General features: G+C 64.9%; 12 protein-coding genes and 1 tRNA gene. 7 read left to right on the top strand and 6 right to left on the bottom strand.

What is annotated here, in order from left to right:
• Window positions 1-14: 14 nt before the first annotated feature.
• Complete coding sequence (locus U1H82_RS06065) at window positions 15-1,220, top strand: carbohydrate porin (protein WP_322964024.1); 1,206 nt, start codon at window positions 15-17, stop codon at window positions 1,218-1,220.
• A 133-nt stretch (window positions 1,221-1,353) separates the two neighbouring features.
• Here the strand turns inward: U1H82_RS06065 and U1H82_RS06060 are convergent, their stop codons facing one another.
• Entirely contained in the window at window positions 1,354-2,565 is a 1,212-nt protein-coding gene (locus tag U1H82_RS06060; protein ID WP_322964023.1) for a GGDEF domain-containing protein, read from the bottom strand.
• Between the two features lie 287 nt (window positions 2,566-2,852).
• Here U1H82_RS06060 and U1H82_RS06055 point away from each other — a divergent pair, with 287 nt between their 5' ends.
• Window positions 2,853-4,811: a putative bifunctional diguanylate cyclase/phosphodiesterase gene (locus tag U1H82_RS06055; RefSeq protein ID WP_322964022.1), complete on the top strand. Its 1,959-nt coding sequence runs from the start codon at window positions 2,853-2,855 to the stop codon at window positions 4,809-4,811.
• 192 nt (window positions 4,812-5,003) lie between these two features.
• Here the strand turns inward: U1H82_RS06055 and U1H82_RS06050 are convergent.
• Together U1H82_RS06050 and U1H82_RS06045 are read right to left on the bottom strand one after the other, a co-directional pair.
• Window positions 5,004-5,078 (bottom strand) — tRNA-Glu (locus U1H82_RS06050).
• A 125-nt stretch (window positions 5,079-5,203) separates the two neighbouring features.
• Complete coding sequence (locus U1H82_RS06045) at window positions 5,204-6,577, bottom strand: class II 3-deoxy-7-phosphoheptulonate synthase (RefSeq protein ID WP_322964021.1); 1,374 nt, start codon at window positions 6,575-6,577, stop codon at window positions 5,204-5,206.
• A gap of 195 nt (window positions 6,578-6,772) precedes the next feature.
• On the opposite strand from U1H82_RS06045, the gene U1H82_RS06040 reads away from it, so the two are divergent.
• From U1H82_RS06040 to U1H82_RS06030, 3 genes are all read left to right on the top strand, one after another.
• Window positions 6,773-7,804, top strand: a complete 1,032-nt coding sequence (locus tag U1H82_RS06040; protein WP_322964020.1) for a M48 family metalloprotease — start codon at window positions 6,773-6,775, stop codon at window positions 7,802-7,804.
• Window positions 7,805-7,902: 98 nt separating this feature from the next.
• Complete coding sequence (locus U1H82_RS06035) at window positions 7,903-9,741, top strand: methyl-accepting chemotaxis protein (protein WP_322964019.1); 1,839 nt, start codon at window positions 7,903-7,905, stop codon at window positions 9,739-9,741.
• A 155-nt stretch (window positions 9,742-9,896) separates the two neighbouring features.
• The gene (locus U1H82_RS06030) at window positions 9,897-10,211 is read left to right on the top strand and encodes a hypothetical protein (protein WP_322964018.1); all 315 of its coding nucleotides are present in this window, start codon (window positions 9,897-9,899) and stop codon (window positions 10,209-10,211) included.
• Window positions 10,212-10,224: 13 nt separating this feature from the next.
• On the opposite strand, the gene cysS is transcribed toward U1H82_RS06030, so the two are convergent.
• A complete protein-coding gene (gene cysS, locus U1H82_RS06025) occupies window positions 10,225-11,682 on the bottom strand; it encodes a cysteine--tRNA ligase (protein ID WP_322964017.1) in 1,458 nt (485 codons plus the stop codon).
• Window positions 11,683-12,071: 389 nt separating this feature from the next.
• Between cysS and rpsU the strand changes: the two genes are divergently transcribed.
• Both rpsU and U1H82_RS06015 read left to right on the top strand, forming a co-directional pair.
• Window positions 12,072-12,278 carry a 30S ribosomal protein S21 gene (rpsU, locus tag U1H82_RS06020; RefSeq protein ID WP_007404630.1) on the top strand — a complete coding sequence of 69 codons (207 nt, stop codon included), beginning with the start codon at window positions 12,072-12,074 and terminating at the stop codon, window positions 12,276-12,278.
• Window positions 12,279-12,424: 146 nt separating this feature from the next.
• Window positions 12,425-13,003, top strand: a complete 579-nt coding sequence (locus U1H82_RS06015) for an FKBP-type peptidyl-prolyl cis-trans isomerase (RefSeq protein ID WP_322964016.1) — start codon at window positions 12,425-12,427, stop codon at window positions 13,001-13,003.
• Window positions 13,004-13,636: 633 nt separating this feature from the next.
• Here U1H82_RS06015 and U1H82_RS06010 read toward each other — a convergent pair.
• Both U1H82_RS06010 and U1H82_RS06005 read right to left on the bottom strand, forming a co-directional pair.
• Window positions 13,637-13,876 (bottom strand): hypothetical protein, encoded by a 240-nt coding sequence (locus tag U1H82_RS06010; protein ID WP_322964015.1) that lies wholly within the window; start codon window positions 13,874-13,876, stop codon window positions 13,637-13,639.
• Between the two features lie 195 nt (window positions 13,877-14,071).
• Complete coding sequence (locus tag U1H82_RS06005) at window positions 14,072-14,776, bottom strand: metallophosphoesterase (RefSeq protein ID WP_322964014.1); 705 nt, start codon at window positions 14,774-14,776, stop codon at window positions 14,072-14,074.
• Window positions 14,777-14,881: the final 105 nt, after the last annotated feature.

Genomic DNA, 14,881 nt, shown 5'->3' with positions numbered 1-14,881 from the left:
AGAGGGATATGGCGATGACGCTTCGTCAATCGATCATGCTGCTGGTCGCCCCGATGCTGGCCGCGCTGCCGATGCCCGCCTTCGCGCAGGAAGAGGAGCCGCGCACGGAAGCCGAAGGCGAGGGGGAGGAGGCGCCGACACGGGCCTTCAGCCTCGACCTGCTCTACAAGGCCGATCTGGTCGGCGTGGCGGCGGGCGGCGGTGCGCGGGGTGCGCGCTTTCTCGACAATGTCGACCTGATGGCATCGCTCGACCTGGAGCGTGCGGCTGGCTGGCAGGGCGGTAGCGCCTATGTCGGGGTGTTGAGCAACACGGGCGCACGGCCCAATGACATTGCGGGCACCTTGCAGGGGGTCAACAATATCGAGGTCGCGAGCCCCGATGTGCTGCTCTATCAGGCTTGGGTGCAGCAGCGCTTTGCCGGGGATCGGGGGTCGGTGCTGGTCGGCAAATATGACCTCAATAGCGAGTTCTATGCCAATCCGGCCGCCGCCGCGCTGATCGCGCCAGCCTTTGGTATCGGATCGGAGCTGGCGGCGACGGGGCCCAATGGGCCGTCGATCTTCCCGCAGACCGATCTCGCGATCCGCGTCCGGATGGAGGGCAAGCGCCATTATGTGCAGGCGGCCGCGATACGCGCGCCGCGCGGGGTTGCGGACGATGGCGGTCCGCGATCGGCCCTGTTGATCGCGGAAGCGGGTATCAGGGGGCGGACGGCGATTACCATCGGCGGCTGGACCTATAGCCGTCACCAGCCGCGGATCGTCCCGCCCGGCCTCACCCTGGCCCCCGACACCGCCGCGTCGCATGGACTATATGCGCTGATCGAACAGGATTTGGCCGGCGAGGCGGGGAAGATGGGGCATTGGTGCGCCTTTCTCCGTGCCGGTCTGTCCGATGGTCTGACCACGCCGTTCGGCAACGGGACGCAGATCGGCGTGACGGGGCATGGTATCCTGCCGTCGCGCCCCGACTCGCTGGTTTCGATCGGCCTGGCGACCGCCGGGCTGAGCGGGGCCTATCGCCGGACCAATCCCCCCGACGAACCGCTCCTGTCCCGATCGGAAAGCATGGTCGAACTGACCTATAGCGATCGTGTCGCGCCCTTCCTGACGCTTCAGCCGGATGTCCAATATGTCCATCGGCCGTCAGGCCTGCGCGACGCGCCGGGCGTGGTGGTGCTGGGCCTGCGGGCGATCGTCGACTGGAAGATCCATTAAGCCGGATCACGCTGCGCGGTCATCGCGCTAGCCGGGTCTATACCTTGATGACATCGCCTTGAGCCAGCGCGAGCCCCTCTCCTGAAGGGGAGGGCATGTCATCCTGCCCTATGGGGCACTGCCCTGCACGGGATCAGCCGATCCCGTGCAGCAGCGTCGAATCCTCAGACAGCGCAAAGCCGTTTCGCCCGCGCTGTTTGGCGGCATAAAGGGCGCCGTCCGCCAGCTTGAAGAGCACGCTCGGCGATGTCCCATTGACGTTCCGGCGCATGGCGACGCCGATGCTGACGGTGACGACATGCATTCCGTCCCGACGGGCCGGATGCGGGATCATCCCGGCGCGGATGGCTTGAACCAGCCTTGCTGCCCATGTCGCGATCGCCTCTTCGCCTTGCACCCGTATGAGAATGGTGAATTCTTCGCCACCATATCGGGCGCAAAAGGCATCCGAACCGCGCACCGCCGATGCCAGGATTTCGGCGACACGTTTCAGGCAATCGTCGCCTGCCACATGACCGAGGCAGTCATTATAGGCTTTGAAGTAATCGATATCGATCATCATCAGGGCGAAGTCGTCCGACGCCGTCCACCAATCGTCGACGGTCTCGGAGAGATGCCGCCGATTGGGCAGACCGGTCAGCGCGTCGGTCCGTGACAAGATCTGGAAGGTGTGACGCGCGGTTTCGGCTTCCTCGGCCTCCAGCGTCGCCGTCAGCGCCGAAATATAGTCGTTACAGCGTCGCCATTCCAAACGATAATTGGCCCAGAGCACGAAGGCGCACACTGTGGCGATCTGAATCATGAAGGCGAGTTGAACGACAGGGGACAGACCCGGTTTCGTGACAAGCGCCGCAAAGGTCATCGCCAGCGTGCAGAGGTTGAAGGCGACGGCATAGGGAAAGCGCAGCGCCAGAAGTAGGCTTGTATAGACGATACAAAGAAACAGCTCGCCAAAGGTCAGCAGACCCAGGGGACTCCCGGTCAGCCAGAATTGCCAGATGGGAAAGGCCTGCGCACCGAGCGATCCTCCAAAAATCAGCCGTTCGTTCCAGCGCGGTGGCGCATGTCCCACCCACCAGGCCAGGCCAGCCATTAGCGGCGTGAAGATGCCCAGCCGCAAGACGATGCCCATCAACGCTATGTCCGGCATCAGCACAAGGCTGGTCAGACTGTAAACATTGTAGAATATCAGGCCGACGATGATGACGGTGCGCAATTCGGCACCGCGTTGACGCCCCTGGTCGTTCTCATAGCGTGCTTGAAGCGCGGGCGCGAAACGAAGCCAACGATCGATGATCGGTCGACCGGAAAAACCAAGCAGCCGTGGAATGATCGTTCTATTCATCATCTTTCGCATAGGCGCCAGATGTGAACATTCGATTGTCAGGGGCGCCGGACATTAAGATACGGAAAAAAAGCACAAAATTACATCAGCTTGACCGTGGATCATTTGCGAGATCGGCAGAAGGCCGTGAATGCTGTTGGTGGGAAACTGCCCTCCCATCCATCGGATGGCCTCCTATCATCTTGAGGCATGAAGCGCTCGAAACAAAAATTCACCGAACCGGGCGTTTCGAGAGAATTCCTTTACCCGATCGTCCTAGAGGAGGGGCAATGGGTGGGTAGGGTCCTATGACACGTTCAATCACATGGGGGCAGTCGGTCGAGCAGGCGCGGTTCGCGGCATTGGGGGGCATCTGCACCGCGATGTTCATCGCGCTGTGTGCTGACACCATCGCGGTGGCCGCGGTCCATGCATCGGTCGCGCCATGGTGGGCCTGGGCGTTGTTTCCGCCGCTCTACCTGATCCCGAAAGGCATTTTCTGGTTCACGCTGCTGCACCGGCGGCGGCATGACATACCCTCGACGGACGAATGCATACGGGTGATGCGGATCGTCGGCATCGAACTGGCGGCGGGCATGTCGCTGCTCGTGGTGTGGCAGGTGTGGATTTCGCAATGGGCGACGCCCGACATGCGGTTGCTGCTGGCGCTGTGCATGGGCGGCCAGATGGTGTTCGTGCTGTTCGGATTGCTGCACGTCCGTATCGGTTCGATCATCGCCGCGATCTCCTGTGTCATCGGCATGCTGTGCATCGCTGCGGGCGCGGGCACCCATATCTGGGGCGTGGTCGTCCTGCTGACCGGCGGCGTCGTGGGCCTTGTCTATATCGCCCAGCATAATTTCGGCGATTTCGTCCGCCTCGCCCGCTCGCGTCTGACGCTGGAGCAACGCGCCGCGGAAATCGAGGAACTGAGCGAGCAGAATTTCCGTATCGCCAACACCGACATGTTGACCGACATCGGCAATCGGCGCCGGTGCTTTCGCGATCTCGACGTCGCGCTGGTCGAGGCGGCGGCGAAGGGCGAACCGGTCACGTTCGGCATCATCGATCTCGACGGGTTCAAGTCGGTCAATGACAGCCACGGCCATGTCGTCGGCGACCGGCTGCTCCACGCCATGGCGGAGCGGTTGCAGGCGGCCCTTGCCGGTGTCGCCGAGGTCTATCGGCTGGGCGGCGACGAATTCGCCCTCATCATCGCGGGCGAACAGGATGACGCGCGGCTGCTTGCCATTGGCGAGCGCATCATTGCTGACGTCAACACGCCGATCCGCATCGACGAATTGCGACTGCTGCTCGGCTGCTCGATCGGCTTTGCCGCCTTCCCTCGCATGGCCGAGAATCGCGACGACCTGTATGCGCGCGCCGATTATGCGCTGTTCCACGCCAAGCGCACCGGCCGGATGAAGCCGGTGGTGTTCAGCGAGGAGCATGAGCGCGACGTGCGCGAGACGGCGCTGCTCGAACGGACGCTGCGCGCGGCCGATCTGGAGGCGGAGCTTTACCTGCAATTCCAGCCGATCGTCGATTCCAGCCTGGATACGACGCCGCTCCTCGAATGCCTGGCGCGCTGGAACAGTCCCGTCCTGGGGCCGGTGTCACCGGCCAAGTTCATCGTCGTCGCCGAACAATGCGGCTATATCTCGGCGCTGACGCCGGTGCTGCTCGACAAGGCGCTGCGCGCGATCAAGCAATGGCCCGACGAGGTCGGCATCTCGTTCAACCTGTCCGGTCACGACATCGTCGCGGAGGACAAGGTCACGCGGCTGATCGACATATTGGAACGCAGCGGCGTGCCCGCGCGCCGGGTCGAATTCGAGGTGACCGAAACCGCGCTGATGATGAATCTGGACGAGGCGCTGGCCAATATCCACCGGCTGAAGGCGACCGGCGCGCGCATCTCGCTCGACGATTTCGGCACCGGCTATTCCAGTCTCAGCCAGATTCAGAAACTGCCCCTCGACAAGATCAAGGTCGACGGCAGCTTCGTGCGCGACCTGGCCGACAGCGAAGCGAGCCAGAAGATCGTACGCTCGGTCAGCGCATTGTCACGCGACCTGTCGCTGAAATGCGTGGTGGAGGGTGTGGAGACGCGGCAGCAGCTCGACATTCTGCAGGACATGGGGTGCAGCCTGATCCAGGGCTATTTCTTCTCCAAGCCGATGCGCGAAGCCGATGTCGGCGCGTTCCTGGCCGATCAGGCGGTAGCACGCGGATTGCGGCCGGAGCCCAAGCCGGATTCGGTATAGGGCAGTCTTCCGGCCGCCGCTATCGCCCTGCGGCCGGTAAGCAAAACCCGTCGCCTGAATCCGGCGCGTTTCAGGCGGCACTGTCATGCCGATGAATGGCACAGGCCTGGTGAGAGTGGTTGGGGAAAATCGGATGATTTGGCGTGGCAAATTGCCCAGGCCGATCCAGCGAGAACCGCAATTTTCTGCGGCTGGTGACCCCTACGAGAATCGAACTCGTGTTTTCGCCGTGAGAGGGCGACGTCCTAACCGCTAGACGAAGGGGCCGTTGGCAGTGGAGCGGCGCTGTTAGCGGGGGTGGCGTTGGGCGTCAAGCGCTTCCCTGCGAAACTTCGATAAAAGTGCGACGGGGCGGGGCGACATGATGTCATCCCCGCCCCGTCACCGGTCGATCAGGCCGCGTCCTTGCGGCGTTCGGCCATTTCTTCGTTCAGCATTTCGGCCAGGAGGAAGGCGAGTTCCAGGCTCTGGCCCGCATTGAGGCGCGGGTCGCAATGGGTGTGGTAGCGGTCGGCCAGCGACTGCTCGGTCACGTCGATCGCGCCGCCGGTGCACTCGGTCACGTTCTGGCCGGTCATCTCGGCATGGATGCCGCCCGCATGGGTCCCTTCGGCACGGTGGACGGCGAAGAAGCCGCGCACCTCGGCCAGGATGCGGTCGAAGGGCCGGGTCTTGTAGCCGGTCGCCGCCTTGATCGTGTTGCCGTGCATCGGGTCGCATGACCAGACGACCGGATGGCCCTCGCGCGTGACGGCGCGGACCAGCTTGGGCAGATGCGCCTCGATCTTGTCATGGCCATAGCGGGTGATGAGCGTCATGTGCCCCGGCACCCGGCCAGGGTTCAGCGTGTCGAGCATCCGCAGCAGCGCCTCGGGCTCCAGGCTCGGTCCGCACTTCACGCCGATCGGGTTGCCGATGCCGCGCAGGAACTCGACATGCGACGAGCCCTCGAAGCGGGTGCGGTCGCCGATCCACAGGAAGTGGGCCGAGGTGTCGTACCAGTCGCCGGTCAGCGAATCCTGCCGGGTCAGCGCCTGCTCGTACGGCAGCAGCAGCGCCTCATGGCTGGTGTAGAAGCTGGTCTGCGCCAGCTGCGGCACCGAAGCGGGGTCGATGCCGCACGCCGCCATGAAGTCCAGCGCCTCGCCGATCCGGTCGGCCATCTCGCTATATTTCTGCGCCCAGGGGCTGCGGCCCATGAAGTCGTGGGTCCAGCGATGGACCTGGTGCAGGTTCGCATAGCCGCCTTGCGCGAACGCGCGCAGCAGGTTCAGCGTCGCGGCCGATTGCGCATAGGAGCGCAGCATCCGCTGCGGATCGGGCACGCGCGCTTCGGGGGTGAAGGCGATGTCGTTGACATTGTCGCCGCGATAGCTGGGCAGCTCGACGCCGCCGACGACCTCGGTATCGGCCGAGCGCGGCTTGGCGAACTGACCCGCCATCCGGCCCAGCTTCACCACCGGCAGCTTGGAGGCGAAGGTCAGGACGACCGCCATCTGGAGAATGACGCGGAAGGTATCGCGGATGTTGTTCGCGCTATGCTCGGCAAAGCTCTCGGCACAGTCGCCACCCTGGAGCAGGAAACCCCGGCCCGCCGCCACCTCGGCGAGTTCGGCGGTCAGGTTGCGCGCCTCGCCCGCAAAGACCAGCGGCGGATAGGTCGCCAGCGTCTTGGTTGCGGCGTCCAGCGCATTCTGGTCGGGATAGCGGGGAAGCTGGCGCGCTTCGGCATTCGTCCAGCTGTCGGGGGCCCAGTTCGCGGCCATGATCGTCCTGCTCTTTCGTCTTCTTGTGTTTGACGGATCGCCCATGCGCCGAATTGAGGCCATACGCAATGAAGTTGGCGTTTGAGGCCCCCAAGTCTCGCACTTTGTTGCGTCCGATACCAGTTTGCGCCGAAAGGTGGCGGATTGCGGCGACCGGCTTTGCGGATTGCCCGGAGAGGCGGTAGCAGGGGCGCGATGTCGCGTGCCTCCATCCTGTCCTCGGCGGTCGTCGCCCTGTCCGCCTTCCTGTTGTCGGTGCCCGATCAGGCGCCCGCCGCGCCCATGGTGTCGGTGGAGAAGACCGACGATACTGCGCTGTTCGGGGCGATGCGCGACGCCGATCTGCGGCTGGCGACGATCGCGTGGCGGCTGGCGACGGCCAATGCCGCGATCTGCCCCGACCGCGCGCCGACGCCCGGCCTGGTCGTCCATGCGATCGACCAATACGATCCGGCGGTGCGCAAGGACCTGCCCGCGATCTTCGGCTTCGAAGGGCCGGTGGCGGTCGAGGCGGTGGTGCCGGGCAGCGCGGCGGCGAAGGCCGGGGTCCAGGCGAACGACACGATCGAGGCGGTCGACGGCAAGCCCTTCGTCGTGAACCCGGCGGGCGCGTCGCAGGCGAACACCGCGACCCGCGACGCCGCCCAGCGCCAGATCGCCGCCGAACCCGCCGACCGGCCATTGCGGCTGACCATCCTGCGCCATGGACAGAAGCGCGAGGTAACGGTGGCCGCACAACCCGGATGCCGATCGCGGTTCGAGATGCTGATGGGGCCGGGCCTGACCGCCTCGGCGGACGGCGATATCGTCCAGATCGGCTCGCGCTTTTTCGAGCGGTTCGACGACCGGATGATCGCGGTCGTCGTCGGGCATGAATTCTCGCATAATATCCTGCATCACCGCGACAAGCTGGACGCGGCGGGGGTGAAGCGCGGCATCCTGTCGGAGTTCGGACGCAACGGGCGGCTGTTCCGCCAGACCGAGACCGAGGCCGATCTGCTGGGCGTCATCCTGATGCGCAATGCGGGTTACGATCCGCAGGATGCGGTGCGCTTCTGGCGCGAGCATGGGGGCGAGGTCGATGGCGGCCTGTTTCGCAGCCGGACCCATCCATCCTCGTCGGCGCGGGCCGATGCGGTGGCCGCCGAGATCGCGGCGATCCCGGCAGGGGCACCGACTCCCTATCGGCCTGCGCTGCTCGACCGGGTGGGCGCTCCGCTCAAATAGGGGCGTTTCGGTAAGCGCTTAACCAACTATTTGCAGTTGGGCGGTAACCTACCGGCAAAATCGCAGGCACGGGAGCCTGCGGTCTGTCGGGAACCGTCATGCTATCATCCTTGCCCATACCCAAGAAGATCGGATTGTCCTTCGCGGCCGTCATCCTGACGGTGTCCGTCATGATCGGCGTTCTGTGGTGGGCATTTGCACGCATCGACTCGACGACCGCGCAAAGCGGACATGCGCAGGATATCTATGGCTCGACGCTGGAGATGGAAGGCGGCGTCCAGCGCGAAAACAGCCAGATGCGCGGCTTTCTGATCACCGGCGACGAAGCCTATCTGAAGCAATATTTCGAGTCGCGCGCGACCGAAACCCAGGCGGCGGCCAAGCTCGACGCGCTGCTGGCGAACGATCCCAAGGCGCGGGCCGAGGTCGCCCAGTCGCATGAGCATATGCAGGAATGGCGCCGTACGATCAGCGATCCGCTGATCGAGCGCAGCCGTACCGACCGCGAGGGCGCACAGGACTGGCTGCGTCAGAACAGCGCGCGGGTCCGCGTGACCTCGGTGCTGCAGGCGCTGCGCGATGTCCGGGCGCGGACGGTCGATGAGCTGGCGGCCGTGCGGGGCGCTCGCAAAACGGCGGTCCAGATGGGCCAATGGAGCCTGGTGGTCGGTGGGCTCGTGATGATCGGCGTCGCGGTCGCGATGGCGATCATGCTGTCGCGGGCGCTGGGGCGGCCGATCGTCCGGTTGACCGGGATCATGGAGCAGCTGGCGCGTGGCCGCAACGAGATCACCGTTCCCGACGCGGACCGTGGCGACGAACTGGGCAGCATGTCGCGGGCGGTCGTCGTCTTCCGCGATGCCGCCATCGCCAAGGCGCGGGCGGATGCCGAGCAGAATGAGGTGGTCGACCGTATCGGCGGCGCACTGGGCCAGTTGGCGGATTCGGACCTGACGGCCAAGCTGTCCGGTTTCCCGCCTTCCTATGCGGCGATCGAGCGCGACTTCAACACGGCGGTCTCGCGCCTCTCGGCGGCGCTGGCCGCGGTCCGGATCAATGCCGCCGGGATCGCCAGCGGCACGGTGGAGATGAACGAGGCCGCCGACGATCTGGCCCGCCGCGCGGAACAGCAGGCCGCCAGCATCGAGGAAACCTCGGCCGCGATGAACGAGATCGCCCAGTCGGTCACCGCCGCCGCCGCCAAGGCGCATTCGGCCGAGACGATCGTGCGCAAGGCGACCGGCGACGTGGCAAACAGCGAGGCGATCGTACGCCGCACCGTCTCCGCGATCGGTGACATCGAACGCTCGTCGAACGAGATTGCCGAGATCATCGCGGTGATCGACGGCCTGTCCTTCCAGACGAATCTGCTGGCGTTGAATGCGGGCGTCGAGGCGGCGCGGGCGGGCGATGCGGGCAAGGGCTTTGCGGTCGTCGCCTCCGAAGTGCGCGCGCTCGCCGAACGCTCGGCCGAGGCGGCCCGCGATATCAGCGCGCGGATCACCACCACGGTCGACCGGGTGCGCAGCGGTGTGGAACTGGCCAACAAGACCGACGAATCGCTGCGCCTGATCGCAACGGGGATGCAGGACATTACCGGGCTGGTCGAATCCATCGCGGGCGGCGCGTCCGAGCAGGCGACCAGCATCCAGCAGGTCAATCTGGCGATCAACGACATGGACGGCGTGACCCAGGCCAATGCCGCGATGGTCGAGGAAGTGACCGCCGCCGTCCGTGCGCTGTCGGGCGAGACGCGGGCGCTGGAGGATCAGATCAACCGCTTCCGCGTCGATGACGTCGCTATGGCGCCGTCCGCCCCGGTCGTCCCGATGCGCCGCGCTGCCCCTGCGGCGGCGGCCCCGGCGCGGCGTGCGGCGAGCCCGGTGCAGGGCAACCTCGCCGTCAAACAGGACGACGACGATTGGAGCAGCTTCTGATCCCGGCCTGACCCGCAGGACGGTATTTTCGAGGCCCGCAATCCCACCCGGCGGATTGCGGGCCTTGTCGCATCTGCGCTTTGTGGGAGGCCCGGCACGGCGAAGCGAGGGCGGCGGGGATTGTAACTCGCATCGTGCCGGGGCAAGCGGCGCCGATGGATATTCCCGCACGCTATGCCGATTTCATCCAGTGGATCGGCGACGGCACCGGCATGGCCGACAGCCTGCTGCACGTTCATGCGGGCATGGCGGTGCTGTTTCTCGCCCGCATCCTGACCCGCAAATCGCTGGCGACGCCGATCCCGCTCGCCTGCGTCGCGCTGGCCGAGGCGGCGAACGAGATCCTCGACCGGCTGCATTACGGATCGTGGCGCTGGGCCGACACGCTGGGCGATATCGCCAACACGATGTTCTGGCCGACGGTGCTGTTCATCGGCCTCAGGCTGAGAACCGCACGCGGACGCCGCTGAGCCGGGGAGGAGCTTACCCCTCCGGCAGCACCGGCTTCCAGTCCCAGCCCAGCGGATCGCCGTCCATCACCTCGACCCCGGCGGCGAGCAGCGTGTCGCGGATCGCATCCGAGCGGGCGAAGTCCTTGTCCGCCCGCGCCGCCCGCCGCTCGGCCAGTTGCGCCGCGATTCCCGTCTCGTCGAGCGTCGCGGCCTCGGGCCGGGTGCGCAGGTCGGCGCGGGTCAGCGTCGTGAGTTGCAGCCCCAGCGTCGCGTCGAAATCGGCAAGGGCGGCCAGGCGCACGCCCGGCGACAGCGTCTTGTCACCCAGCATCTCGTCCAGCACCGGCAGGGCGCGCGGTGTCGCCAGATCGTCCGACAGCGCGGCATCCAGCCGCGCGCGATAGGATGCCGCGTCGCCCTTTTCGGGGGCGTCGGCGCGGGCGCGAAGCCCCTCGACCGTCTGCACCAGCCGCTTCAACCGCACCTGCGCGGCGGCCAGCCCATCCCAGCCGAACTCCATTTCCGACCGATAATGCGCCTGAAGGCACATCAGGCGATAGGCGAGCGGGTGGAAGCCGCGATCGATCAGCGCCTGCAGCGTCAGGAATTCGCCCGACGACTTGGACATCTTGCCGGTCCGGTCGACCAGGAAGTTGTTGTGCATCCAGATATTGGCGCCGCTGTCGGCCGTGCAGCTGTGCGCCTGGTTCTGCGCGATCTCATTGGGGTGATGAATCTCGCGATGGTCGATGCCGCCGGTATGGATGTCGAACTGCGCACCCAGATATTGTTTGCTCATCACCGAGCATTCGAGATGCCAGCCGGGTGCGCCGGGGCCCCATGGGCTGTCCCATTCCATCTGACGTTGCTCGCCGGGGGCCGAGGCGCGCCAGATGGCGAAGTCGGCCGGATGCCGCTTGCCCGCGACCGGATCAATCCGACTCTCGCCTTCGTCGTCCTGATGCCGGGCGAGGCGGCCATAATCGGGCACCGTCGTCACGTCGAAATACAGGCCGTCGGGCAGGCGATAGCAATGCTTGGCCTCGATGGCCTTGGCGAAGTCGATCATCTGCGGGACATGCTCGGTCGCCAGCGGGAAGCGAGTCGGGGCGTCGATGCCGAGATCCTTCAGATTCCGCTTGAAGGCGTCGGTGTAATGCGCGGCGATCGCCCAGATATCCTGGCCGCTCTTCTTGGCGGCCGCCTCCATCTTGTCGTCGCCTGCGTCGGCGTCCGAGGTCAGATGGCCGACATCGGTGATGTTGATGATATGGGTGAGCGGCCACCCCTTCCACCGCAGCACGCGCGACAGCGTGTCGGTGAAGACGTAGGCCCGCAAATTGCCGATATGTGCATAGTTATAGACGGTCGGCCCGCAGGAATAGACGCGCACATTCGCCGGATCGATCGGCCGGAACGTCTCTGCGCTGCGCGTCAGGCTGTTATACAGGGTCAGCGGAATGGCGGGGGAAGGGGCGGGGGCGGTCATGGCGCTTGCCTTAGCCATGTCGGCTGCGGCCTGAAAGAGGGCCCCGGTCCGAAGGGTATCGGACCGGGGCTGACGCGGTGACAGGGGAGGCACCGTGCCTTTTCGTTCCTGCGCCTCAAAGGCCCATGAACATGTCAGGGTGCCCGGCATACGGGAGTTAGCCGGACGGTCAGGCTTTTAAGGCCTCCCAGATCACCGCAGCATGGCCGCCGCATGACATCGTCGTTCATCTCGGTTGCTGCGGAGATGGGGGACGCGGAAAAGGTGGTGGCGCGATTTGCGTTCCAACGGGTTGTAATCGGCCGACCACGCTGCTAGGAGCGCCCGACGATGCGGCCACAGTTGTTCTGCGGCCGCTTTATCCTGTTTTGCCGGAGCAATTCGTTTTTATGCAGATCATCGTTCGCGACAACAATGTGGATCAGGCCCTTCGCGCGCTCAAGAAGAAGCTGCAGCGGGAAGGCGTGTATCGCGAAATGAAGCTCCGTCGCCACTATGAAAAGCCGTCGGAAAAGCGCGCTCGCGAGCGTGCTGCGGCCGTGCGTCGTGCCCGCAAGCTGGAGCGCAAGCGCGCCGAGCGCGACGGCGCCCGGTAAGCGTCTCGCCGGACTGCTGGCCGCCGCTTTGCATGAGGCAAAGGGGTGGCGCGGTCCGGCCTTTGGCCGATTCGCGTTGAGGCGACTCGGCCCGCGCTTTGAGCGCCGCTGTCCCTGAACGCCCACGCACAGAGCGAGAAACAGGCATGTCCGTAACCGCTGTTCCCATTCGTCCCGTCCGGCGTTCCTATCTGGTCTGGATATGGGTTGCGGTGGTGGCGGCTGTCGTCGTCGCTGCGCTGCTGGCGCGCCAGGGTGACGCGGCGCTGCTGCGCGAGGCGCGCGGTGCCGGCGTCGTGACGACCGCATCGGGCCTTCAGTATAAGGTGATCGAGCCTGGCCAGGGCGGTCCGCATCCGACCGCGACCGATGTGGCGCTGGTCAACTATACCGGCCGCCTGATCGATGGTACTGTCTTCGATGCCTCGAAGCAGCCGACGCCGATGCCGCTGTCCAGCGTGCTGCCCGGTTTTGCCGAAGCGCTCAAGCTGATGCCCAAGGGCGCGAAGTATCGCTTCTGGCTGCCCGCCAAGCTCGGTTATGGCGATCACGCCAACGGCCCGATCCCGGCCAATTCGCAGCTGGTGTTCGATGTCGACATGATCGACTTCATTCCCGAGTCGGTATTGCGGCAGATGCAGGCGCAGCAGTCGATGATGGGCGGCGGCGCCCCCGGCGGGATGCCCGGCCCCGGCGGTGCTCCCGGCGCACCGTCGCCCCGCTAAGCCCCGGCCAGCGCTTATTGGAGCGCGCCCGATCGGCCTAGGATCGCCGGAGCCCTGAGGGGCTCCGGCGATTTTTCATTTGGGGTGATCGGAATTGAGGGAGGGCCGGTATCTCATTCGTGAGACGGTCGATATGGGCTCGGTAACTTACCCCAGGGCTGCTCCGCGATGCGGGTTCGGCACCGAATTGCTAGAGACGGATGACATGAGCTGGAATCGTCATTGCGAGCGTAGCGAAGCAATCCAGAGCGTCTTGCCCGGACACCGGATTGCTTCGCTGTGCTCGCAATGACGGATTGGGTCAAACTGACGTCATCGCGTTCTAGCTGCCCTTGACGCTCTGATATTCGAGAAAGCCTGTCGACTCCCGTCAAGCCATAGGTCTGGCGGAAGGGTTCGCCAGACAGGGGCCGCTCGTCTTTGGTTGCCGGGACAAGAGGGAGTGTGGGGCGGCAACTGCTGAGGCTCGATAAGCGCTCTAGGCACTCTCAAGGCCCGTTGGCCTCCGCTATCCCCAATAGGGAGCGATTCGCCTATGATCACCGGTCCCTATGCAAAGACACTCATCTTCGCGGGACAAAAAAATAGCGGCCCGAAGGCCGCTATTCCTTTCAGCCGTGAGGCTGAAGCAACTTAGTTGCTGTCGGCCGAATCGTTCGAGTCGGCGACGACAACGATACCAGCCACAACGGCAGCAGCCGCCAGGACGGCGACGAGGATGCCACCGCCGGCCAGGCCGTTCTTCTTGGCGGTCGGAGCCGAAGCGCGAACCGACTTCGAAACCGAGAGGCTGGCAGCCGGGTTCGCAGCCATTGCCGGAGCAACGGTCATCGAAACGGCGGCAGCGGCGACGAGAAACTTCCCAAGACGCATGTCGAACTCCCTTAAAAATTGTCAGCAGGGCCATGGCACGTCGACCGTCCCAAGGCAACCCCACCAACGAGCATGGGACAGTTATGCTCCCACACTGATGCGGCAATGCAACATTACTTTACCGCTCCGCGGCTATACGTTGCTTTGCCGCCAAACGGAATGCCCTTACAAACGTTTCGCCTCGGTAAAGAGACGTCAGGTAGAAAAAATCTCCCGCGCCTGGTCTTCCAGCATCAGCGCGGTCAGGCGGTTGCTGTGATAGGCGCCGGTGTCGATTCCGATGCGATGCGGCAGGATTTCTGCCTCGTCCGCCACGGTATGGCCATGCACCACCATCTTTTCCAACGGCGCGCGGTGATCGAGGAAGGGATCGCGAATCCAGCGCGTCTCGGCCAGCTTCTGCTCGGCGATCGGGATACCGGGGCGCACGCCGGCATGAACGAAGGCATAATCCCCCAGGATCATGATCTCCTTCAGATTTTCCAGGAAATCGCGGTGAGCGGGCGGCACGACGGCGACCAGCCGTTCGGCGACTTCGGCATAATCGAGCCGTTCATAGTCTTCGGCGGTCACGCCGTAGCTGAGCATCGTCTCGCGCCCACCGATTCGGCAGAACAGGCGCAATGCCTTGTCGTCGCCCTCGATCGCGCGAAGCAGGATTTCCTCGTGATTGCCCATCAGGCAATGGATGTTCGCATCGCTTGCGCACAATCCGCGAATCCGCTCGACCACCCCGGCCGAGTCCGGACCCCGGTCGACCAGGTCACCCAGGACGATGATGTGGCGCTCGGCGGGCGGGCGCGCGGCGTGATCCGCTTCGATCCGGGCAAGAAGGGCGTCGAGCAGGTCGAGCCGTCCATGGATGTCGCCGATGGCATAAACCCGGAGGCCGGGCATCATCGCGGGTACGAAATCGGGAACGCGTTTTCGTAGATTCAAGAGCTTGGCAAGCATGGATGGTCTGATATCCGCTACAGGCGGTTGTCCTTAGTCCTCACCGCCCCT

Origin of the sequence: Sphingomonas fuzhouensis, assembly GCF_034659795.1 — a bacterium.
GTDB classification, from domain to species: domain Bacteria; phylum Pseudomonadota; class Alphaproteobacteria; order Sphingomonadales; family Sphingomonadaceae; genus Sphingomonas; species Sphingomonas fuzhouensis.
This window is presented reverse-complemented; position numbering and strand designations above follow the sequence as displayed.

Excerpts from the sequence above, each read along its gene's own strand:
- rpsU (WP_007404630.1), top strand. The coding sequence starts at position 12,072 with ATGCAGATCATCGTTCGCGACAACAATGTGGATCAGGCCCTTCGCGCG.
- U1H82_RS06005 (WP_322964014.1), bottom strand. The coding sequence starts at position 14,776 with ATGATGCCCGGCCTCCGGGTTTATGCCATCGGCGACATCCATGGACGG.
- cysS (WP_322964017.1), bottom strand. The coding sequence starts at position 11,682 with ATGACCGCCCCCGCCCCTTCCCCCGCCATTCCGCTGACCCTGTATAAC.
- U1H82_RS06040 (WP_322964020.1), top strand. The coding sequence starts at position 6,773 with ATGTCGCGTGCCTCCATCCTGTCCTCGGCGGTCGTCGCCCTGTCCGCC.
- U1H82_RS06055 (WP_322964022.1), top strand. The coding sequence starts at position 2,853 with ATGACACGTTCAATCACATGGGGGCAGTCGGTCGAGCAGGCGCGGTTC.
- U1H82_RS06030 (WP_322964018.1), top strand. The coding sequence starts at position 9,897 with ATGGATATTCCCGCACGCTATGCCGATTTCATCCAGTGGATCGGCGAC.
- U1H82_RS06035 (WP_322964019.1), top strand. The coding sequence starts at position 7,903 with ATGCTATCATCCTTGCCCATACCCAAGAAGATCGGATTGTCCTTCGCG.
- U1H82_RS06045 (WP_322964021.1), bottom strand. The coding sequence starts at position 6,577 with ATGGCCGCGAACTGGGCCCCCGACAGCTGGACGAATGCCGAAGCGCGC.
- U1H82_RS06015 (WP_322964016.1), top strand. The coding sequence starts at position 12,425 with ATGTCCGTAACCGCTGTTCCCATTCGTCCCGTCCGGCGTTCCTATCTG.
- U1H82_RS06065 (WP_322964024.1), top strand. The coding sequence starts at position 15 with ATGACGCTTCGTCAATCGATCATGCTGCTGGTCGCCCCGATGCTGGCC.
- U1H82_RS06010 (WP_322964015.1), bottom strand. The coding sequence starts at position 13,876 with ATGCGTCTTGGGAAGTTTCTCGTCGCCGCTGCCGCCGTTTCGATGACC.
- U1H82_RS06060 (WP_322964023.1), bottom strand. The coding sequence starts at position 2,565 with ATGAATAGAACGATCATTCCACGGCTGCTTGGTTTTTCCGGTCGACCG.